Annotated in this window: 7 protein-coding genes and 1 pseudogene; 4 read left to right on the forward strand and 4 right to left on the reverse strand. The window is 73.6% G+C overall.

Features of this window, described 5'->3' with window-relative positions; genetic code table 11:
* The 4 genes and pseudogenes from GSF22_RS27605 to GSF22_RS27620 all read left to right on the forward strand — a co-directional run.
* The coding region (locus GSF22_RS27605) for an ECF subfamily RNA polymerase sigma factor, BldN family (RefSeq protein ID WP_244454236.1) at positions 1-654 on the forward strand (654 nt) is incomplete at its 5' end.
* Positions 655-960: 306 nt separating this feature from the next.
* Positions 961-1,845: pseudogene (locus GSF22_RS27610) on the forward strand (DUF5667 domain-containing protein); the annotation flags it as partial.
* A gap of 446 nt (positions 1,846-2,291) precedes the next feature.
* Positions 2,292-3,167 (forward strand): HAD family hydrolase, encoded by an 876-nt coding sequence (locus tag GSF22_RS27615; protein WP_208816667.1) that lies wholly within the window; start codon positions 2,292-2,294, stop codon positions 3,165-3,167.
* 70 nt (positions 3,168-3,237) lie between these two features.
* Entirely contained in the window at positions 3,238-4,416 is a 1,179-nt protein-coding gene (locus GSF22_RS27620) for a hypothetical protein (RefSeq protein ID WP_208816664.1), read from the forward strand.
* A 46-nt stretch (positions 4,417-4,462) separates the two neighbouring features.
* On the opposite strand, the gene GSF22_RS27625 is transcribed toward GSF22_RS27620, so the two are convergent.
* The 4 genes from GSF22_RS27625 to GSF22_RS27640 form a co-directional block, all read right to left on the reverse strand.
* Positions 4,463-5,299, reverse strand: coding sequence for a lysophospholipid acyltransferase family protein (locus tag GSF22_RS27625; RefSeq protein WP_208816668.1), 837 nt, complete (start codon positions 5,297-5,299; stop codon positions 4,463-4,465).
* A 194-nt stretch (positions 5,300-5,493) separates the two neighbouring features.
* Positions 5,494-6,567, reverse strand: coding sequence for an NAD-dependent epimerase/dehydratase family protein (locus GSF22_RS27630; protein WP_208816665.1), 1,074 nt, complete (start codon positions 6,565-6,567; stop codon positions 5,494-5,496).
* A gap of 120 nt (positions 6,568-6,687) precedes the next feature.
* Positions 6,688-6,789 carry a 30S ribosomal protein bS22 gene (locus GSF22_RS27635; RefSeq protein WP_007465623.1) on the reverse strand — a complete coding sequence of 34 codons (102 nt, stop codon included), beginning with the start codon at positions 6,787-6,789 and terminating at the stop codon, positions 6,688-6,690.
* Between the two features lie 220 nt (positions 6,790-7,009).
* Positions 7,010-7,219, reverse strand: coding sequence for a helix-turn-helix domain-containing protein (locus tag GSF22_RS27640; RefSeq protein WP_208816666.1), 210 nt, complete (start codon positions 7,217-7,219; stop codon positions 7,010-7,012).
* Positions 7,220-7,610 lie beyond the last annotated feature (391 nt).

Raw genomic sequence — 7,610 nt, forward strand, 5'->3', positions numbered from 1 at the left:
CCCCCCGGCGGACAGTCGCCCCCCGACAGCCCGCCCGGCAACAACGGTGGTCCCGGCGCCAGCTACCCGAGCCGTCCCGATCCCTCCGATCCGGCGACCGAGGTATGGACCCTGGTGGAACGGGCGCAGGCCGGCGAGGCCGAGGCGTTCGGCCTGATCTACGACCGGTACGTGGACACCGTCTTCCGCTTCGTCTACTTCCGGGTCGGCAACCGGCAGCTCGCCGAGGACCTCACCTCGGACACCTTCCTCCGCGCCCTCAAGCGGATCGGCAGTTTCACCTGGCAGGGCCGGGATCTCGGGGCCTGGCTGGTCACCATCGCCCGCAACCTGGTCGCCGACCACTTCAAGTCCGGCCGGTACCGGCTGGAGGTGACCACCGGCGACGTCCTCGACGCCGACCGCGAGGACCGGGGTCCCGAGGGCAGCCCGGAAGCGGCCGTGGTCGAGCACATCACCAACGTGGCCCTGCTCGCCGCCGTCAAGCAGCTCAACCCGGAGCAGCAGGAGTGCATCATCCTCCGCTTCCTCCAGGGGTTCTCGGTGGCCGAGACGGCCCGGGCGATGCGGAAGAACGAAGGCGCGATCAAGGCACTCCAGTACCGCGCGGTCCGGGCCCTCGCCCGGCTCCTGCCGGACGGTTTCCAGCCCTGACCTGCCCCGCTCCCGCCGGACGGCCTCCGCCACGACCGGCCGGGCCTGCCCGGCGGCTTCAGCCGTGACCTGCCCGGCACCGTCCGGTCGTCGTGACCGGACCCACCTCCGGTAGTTCTGTCGCCTACCGGGCCGTAACCGGTGTGGGCTACCGCGCGTTTGTCCGGATGCGACCGGTGGTTGCCTCGGCATCCCCCGGGCCCGGCGGACCGGGCGGCCCATCCGGCCACGACTGTCGCGCGCCGGTGCCCGCCGTCCTCTGTCGGCAACGACGGCCCCGTGTGGGGCCGTAACCAGCGAGAGGAGGTGCCGGCGGTGGACAGGTTCGTCTTCTCCCGCCGGCGCGCCGAGCGCTTCGCGCAACTTCTCGACGAAGCCAACGGCGGCCGGCGACACCATGTCCGTTCCAGGGTCGACGACGACCTTGCCGGGCTCGTCGCCATCGGACAGCGGATCCGGGACACGGCACCGGTTGACGCCCCGGAACCCGAGTTCCGGACCAGCCTGCGGGCGATGCTCGTCGCCACAGCCGTACGCGAGGGTGTCGGTGACGACACACCCGAGACCGTCCCGGCGCCGCCGGCCCCGACCCGGACGCCGCGCGCCCTGATCCCCGGCGCCCTGACCGGTCGGCGGGCCCGGGCCCGGGGCGCGATCCTGGTCGGCGTCGCCGCCGGTGCGATCGCGGTCTCCGGCATCTCGGCAGCCAGCGAGAACGCCGTCCCCGGTGACGCGTTGTACGGCATGAAGCGCTCCACCGAGCGCGCCCAACTGGCGCTGGCCAGCTCGGATCTCAGCCGGGGGCAGCTCTTCCTCGACTTCGCCCGCAACCGGCTCGCCGAGGCCGAGGCGTTGCGCGGCGACCCGGTGGGGTTCACCACGGTGCTCAACGACATGGACGCGGACACCCGGCAGGGGGTACACCTGCTGACCGCGGCAGCCGTGCAGCGGGCCGACAGTGCCGCGCTGGACGCGATCGACGCCTTCCTCGCCGGTCAGCGGCGGGCCGTGACCCGGCTGCTGGACAGTGGGCCGGGCACCCAGCGGGAGCGGTTGACCGATTCACTCACGCTCCTCGACGCGGCGGGTCGCCGCTCGGACGGGCTCCGTACGGCGCTGGCCTGCCGGGCTCCCCGGTCGGTCCGTACCGACGCGCTCGGTCCGCAGCCGCAGGCCTGTCCGGAGAGCCGGCCGACCACCAGCCAGCCGTCGGTACCCGCCCCGGCGGAGGAGACCCGACCGGCGGCACCGACCCGGCAGCCGGCACCTTCCCGGGCCACCGAGCCGACCCAACCACCGGCCGTGCTCCCCACCCTGGTGCCGACCCAGGGGGCGCCGGACGCCGGCCGGCCGGAGATCGGCCGCCCCGCCGGTTGACGCGGGCGCCCCGGACGGCTCCCGGGGTTGACGCGGGGCGCCCCGGACGGCTCCGGGGTTGACGCGGGGCGCCCCGGACGGCTCCGGGGTTGACGCGGGGCGCCCCGGACGGCTCCGGGGTTGACGCGGGGCGCCCCGGACGGCTCCGGGGTTGACGCACGCCACGGCTTTCCGGGCGCTCTCCGGGGGAGCCGGATCAGCCGGTTACTCTCGCTTGGGGTACGCGTCGCGGGTCGTCGAGTGGAGGGGGTCGGTACGTGGTGGGCCGCTTCCGGAAGGTGACCGTCAGTACCGACACGCACGGTCACACCGCTGGTTGGGCGCCCACCGAGCTGGCTCCGCCGGCCACGGCCGAGACCGATCCGACCGCTGCGGCCTTCTTCGACATCGACAACACGATGATGCAGGGCGCCTCCATCTACTGGTTCGCCCGCGGGTTGGCCGCCCGGGACTACTTCACCGCCGGTGACCTGGCCCGGTTCGCGTGGCAGCAGCTCCGGTTCCGGCTGCTGGCGTACGAGCACGCGGGGGACATGTCGCATGCCAAGGAGGCGGCGCTCGCGTTCGTCGAGGGCTGGCGGGTCGAGGACGTGGAGCGGCTCACCGAGGAGATCTTCGACGAGTTGATGGCGCCCCGGATCTGGGCCGGTACCCGGGCCCTGGCCCAGAACCACCTCGACAACGGGCAGCGGGTCTGGCTGGTCAGTGCCGCCCCGGTGGAGATCGGGCGGGTCATCGCCGCCCGGCTCGGCCTGACCGGCGCGATCGGTACGGTCGCCGAGGTGATCGACGGCGCGTACACCGGCCGGTTGGTCGGTGATCTGATGCACGGCCCGGCGAAGGCGGACGCGGTGACGCAGCTCGCCGAGGTCGAAGGGTTGGACCTGGCCCGTTGTGTCGCCTACAGCGACTCCGCGAACGACCTGCCGATGCTCTCCTCCGTCGGCCGGGCGGTGGCGGTGAACCCCGATTCGGTGCTGCTGCGGGAGGCCCGGCTGCGCGGCTGGCAGGTGCGCGACTTCCGCACCGGTCGCAAGGCGGCGCGGATCGCGGTGCCGTCGACCGCTGCCGCCGGGCTGCTGGCCGGTGCGGTCACCGCCGGGCTGGCGCTGCGTCGGCGCCGACTCGCCCGGTGACGACCATCCCCAGCCTGCCCCGGGTGGTGACGACCATCCCCAGCCTGCCCGGGTGGCGCCGGAGCCGCCGGTGACGACCACCTCCACCCGGACCTCCCCCGGGCGCCGACGGTACCGCCCCGGTGCCCTGGTCGGGCTGGTCGCCGCGCTGGCCGCCGGTGCCGCGCTGCTCGCGTCGTCGCCGGGCCCGGCACCGCGACCTGCCGGCCCCCGCCCGCCGGGGACGGTGGCGGAGGTATGGCCGCAGGCCCGCCGGTTCGACCTGCCGGCCAACGTCGCCGACGGTCCGGCCTACGTTCCGGGGTACGTCCTCGACGGTGGCGCCTCGGTCGGTACCGCGGCCAGCCCGGACGGCAGCTGGTTACGGCTGCTGTTCCGGGCCGCCGACGGCGGTCTCCGCGAGCTGCGCCGGTTACCGGTCGGCGGGAGCCCGCAGTACGGCGGGTTCGCCCGGGCCGGCGACGATCTGGCCTGGGCCGAGTCGACCGGCGACGAACAGGGCCGGGGGCGGACCGAGTTGTGGACGGTGGACCTGGCCGGTGGTGGTCCGCCCCGACGGTTGACCGCCGACACCGGTGACCTGGTGCTGTTCAACTCGCAGTACGACCTGGTGTGGAACGGGGGTCGGCTGTACTGGCTCGCGGTGGCACCGGATCCCGTACCCGGATCGGCGCGGGGTGGCATCCCGGCGACCCCGGTCGCGCCGGCCACCGAGGTGCGGTCGGTGCCGCTGACCGGCGGGCCGGTGTCGGTGCGTACCGAGCCGGGTGCCTGGGCGCTGTCGGCGTGGCCGTGGCTGGTCAGCGCGGGTAGCGGGGAGTACGGGCCGGTACGGCTGCACAACCTGGAGACCCGGACGGTGACCGGGGTGCCGGCCGACGGGAACGAGCTGGTCACCTGCGGTCCCGTCTGGTGCCGGGTGCTGGTGCTGGCCGGTACCGGGCCGGGGCGGCTGGAGCTGGTACGGACGGACGGCTCGGACCGGCACCGGGTGGCCGGCGGGGAGGCGACCGCCGCCGTCATCGACGTGGCCCTCCGGGACCGGTTCGAGGTGCTGGTGCTCGCCGACGCGCAGCGTACGGCGACCGGCACGCAGCAGCTCCGCCTCTACGACCTGGCGCGTCGGCGGACCGTGACCGTGGCCGACGGGGTGGGCATGGTGGCCAGCCGGGACGGGCTGCTCTGGTGGTCGACCGGGACCGACGCGGACGCCGCCTGGCACGTCCTGGACCTGCGCAGCCTCGACTAGGCCCCGCCAGCGGTCGACCGGTTCCGATGGGACGCGACCGGGGCGGTCACGGGCCGAACGGGTCGGGCCGGCGTTCGAGGAGCTGGTGCAGGGTCTGCTGGATGGTTTCCCGGACCTGGTCGGCGAGGTTGAACACGACGATCGGATCGTCGGCGGAGTCGACCAGATGGGCGGTGGGGATCGGTGCGCAGAACTGGATCAGCCACTTGCTGGGCAGCGGCACCATGCCGAGCGGCCCGAGCCAGGGGAAGGTCGGTGTCACCGGGAAGTAGGGCAGTTTCAGCAGCCGGGCCAGTGGCTTGATGTCGGCGAGCATCGGGTAGATCTCCTCGCCACCGACGATGGCGACCGGGACGATCGGGGTGCCGGTACGCAGCGCCGCCGAGACGAACCCGCCGCGCCCGAAGCGTTGCAGTTTGTAGCGCTCCGAGTAGAGCTTGCCGATGCCCTTGAAGCCCTCCGGGAAGACCCCGACCAGCTCACCGCCGCGCAGCAGCCGCTCGGCGTCCGGGTTGCAGGCCACCGTGCCGCCGGACTTGCGGGCCAGTTCGGAGACGAACGGCATCCGGAAGACCAGGTCCGCGCCGAGCAGTCGCAGGTAGCGCCGGGCCGGGTGCCGGTCGTGCAGGGCCGCGGAGAGGATCAGCGCGTCCAACGCGACGGTGCCGGAGTGGTTGCCGACGACCAGCCCGGGGCCGTCGTCGGGTACGTGTTCCAGGCCGAAGACCTCGGTACGGAACCAGTCCCGGTAGAGCAGCCGCAGTACCGGGTGCAGGACCTGGTCGGTCAGCTCCTGGTCGAAGCCGAACTCGTCGACCTCGTACTCACCGGAGAGCCGGCGCCGGAGGAACGCCAGGCCGGTGGCGACCCGACGGTCCCAGATGTCCGGCGGCGGGTCGGCCGGCGCGGATGCCGGCCGGTGCCCGTTGACCGCTCCGGGGTCCGTCGAAGACCCGGGGTCCGTGGAGGCTTCCGGTTCCGGGGCGTCCAGGGGTACCAGCAGCCGGGGCGCCCGCCCCGGGCGGCCGTTACCCGGCGTCGCTTCCGGTCGACCGTTGCTTCGACCCGGCACCGCACTCACGACCGCTCCCGCACGCTGGCCCGGACCTGCCGGATACCGTCGAGCACGGCCTGCTCGGCGGCGGCGAGCTGGTCCCGGGTGACCACGATCCCGCCCCGGTGGGCGCGGATGAAGTCGTCGAAGGCGGCAGCGGTGGTGCGCGGCGTGTAGCCGTACTCCTCGATCAGTCGGGTGGTGTCCACCACCCGACCGTGCACGAAAAGGTCGACCTGGTCCAACCCGTACCGCCCGAAGCCGAGGGTGCGGGCGATGCCGGCGGCGCCGGAGAGTCCCGGTTCGAGCACCGGCACCCCGATCCGGCCCGCCCGACGGATCGCCTGGGAGAGGTTGAGCACACCCGGGCCGGCGACGTTGTAGGTGCCGGGGTGCTCCTCGACGACCGACCGGTGCAGCACCTCAAGGGCGTCGTCGAAGTGCACGAACTGCAACCGGGGGTCCCGGCCGAGCACGGTGGGGACCACCGGCTGGGAGAAGTACCGGGTGAGGGTGGTGTCGGCGGTGGAGCCGATGAACGGGGCGAACCGGAGCACGGTCGCGGTCACGTCGGGGCGTCGGCGGCGGAAGCCCCGCACGTACCCCTCGATGTCCAGGATGTCGCGGCCGAAGCCGCCGCGCGGCACCTCCCGGGGCTCGGTCTCCTCGGTGAAGACGGCCGGGTCCCGGAACGACACGCCGTACGCGGCGGTGGAGGAGCGGACGACCAGCTTGCGCAGCCGGGTCGCCCGTTGGGCGGCGGCCAGCAACTGCATGGTGCCGATGACGTTCTGGTCCTTCATCGCCATCCGGCCCCCGTGCTGCTGGTCCGGTGCGGTGACGAGGGCGAGGTGGACGACCGCGTCGGCGCCCAGGTCGTCGATGAGCGGGCCGACGGAGGCCATGTCGACGCGGACCCGTTCGACCCGGTCGAGCAGGATGGCGAACTCGGGTGCCGGGTCCGCCGGGTCGAGGCCGATCACCCGGCCGATCCGGGGGTCGGCGGCCAGGCGGGCCGCGACGTGGGCGCCCAGGTACCTGCTGACCCCGGTCACCACGACGACCCCCGGAGCACCCGAGGTGCCACCGGGGGTCATCGCGCACAACCCGACGTCGGGCCCTGGACGGGCCCGCGTCGCCGCGTCCGCATCACCTGGGCCTCCGAGGTCGGCAGAGGGCAAGTGCGCCTCCGGTGCCGGGCAGTCGCCCGGCACCGGTCACTTGCCGAGACGGCGACGCTGGACGCGGGTCTTGCGCAGCAGCTTGCGGTGCTTCTTCTTAGCCATGCGCTTGCGGCGCTTCTTGACCACCGAGCCCATACGACAGCCTTTCGATGCAACGTGCGGGTCGGGCCGGCACACCCGCTGGGTGCCGCCGGCAACCGATCTGGACAACGGACCGGACCTGCCTGGTGGGTGTCGGACGCACCGGCGTGCGGTCACGGTCGCGGTCCAGGGTAACCGCCCGGTGTCAGCAGGACCAACGCGCCCCCGTCGATGCCCGATCCGCCCCGGTCCGGGGCGTCGGTCCGGGCACCTCCTAGGCGGACTCCTGGAACGCCCCGCGGAGGTACTCGTGCACGGCGTGCTCGGGCACCCGGAACGAGCGGCCGACCCGCACCGCAGTCAGCTCACCGGAGTGCACCAGCCGGTAGACCGTCATCTTGGACACCCGCATCACCGTCGCCACCTCGGCGACCGTGAGGAACCTGACCTCCGACAGCCGACCGTCGGACTGTGACCCGGCCATGGCTCACCGACCCCATCCCATCCCCGGCGCGGGCCACCGGACGGGATGTTCCACGTCGAACGGCGGGCAACGCGCGTGTTACCAGTACGGTAACGGGGCGGCTGTGACCGGCGCGATCCCTTCCTGCAATTGATAACGAATCAGCAGCAAAATCGGCGTGTCGGTGTGTCCCTCGGGAGTGGCGCGACGCGGAGGGCGTCCGGTGACCCCGGCGGCGCCACCGGAGCCACCGGACGGGTGCCCCGGGCCACTTCCGGACGCGGACCGGGGCTCCGCGCTGGGAGCGGCTCCACTATCTCAGGTCGGCCCCCGGAGTTGATCTCCGGCCGACAGCGTGTCGGTCCCCGGCCCACCCGGTCGTCGCCGCCCCGACCCACAGCGACGTCGGTCC

Source organism: Micromonospora echinofusca, from assembly GCF_017614955.1.
GTDB lineage: Bacteria > Actinomycetota > Actinomycetes > Mycobacteriales > Micromonosporaceae > Micromonospora > Micromonospora echinofusca_A.

What these genes read in the sequence shown, in the direction of transcription:
- GSF22_RS27630 (WP_208816665.1), bottom strand. Translation starts at nt 6,567, where the DNA reads ATGACCCCCGGTGGCACCTCGGGTGCTCCGGGGGTCGTCGTGGTGACC.
- GSF22_RS27635 (WP_007465623.1), bottom strand. Translation starts at nt 6,789, where the DNA reads ATGGGCTCGGTGGTCAAGAAGCGCCGCAAGCGCATGGCTAAGAAGAAG.
- GSF22_RS27640 (WP_208816666.1), bottom strand. Translation starts at nt 7,219, where the DNA reads ATGGCCGGGTCACAGTCCGACGGTCGGCTGTCGGAGGTCAGGTTCCTC.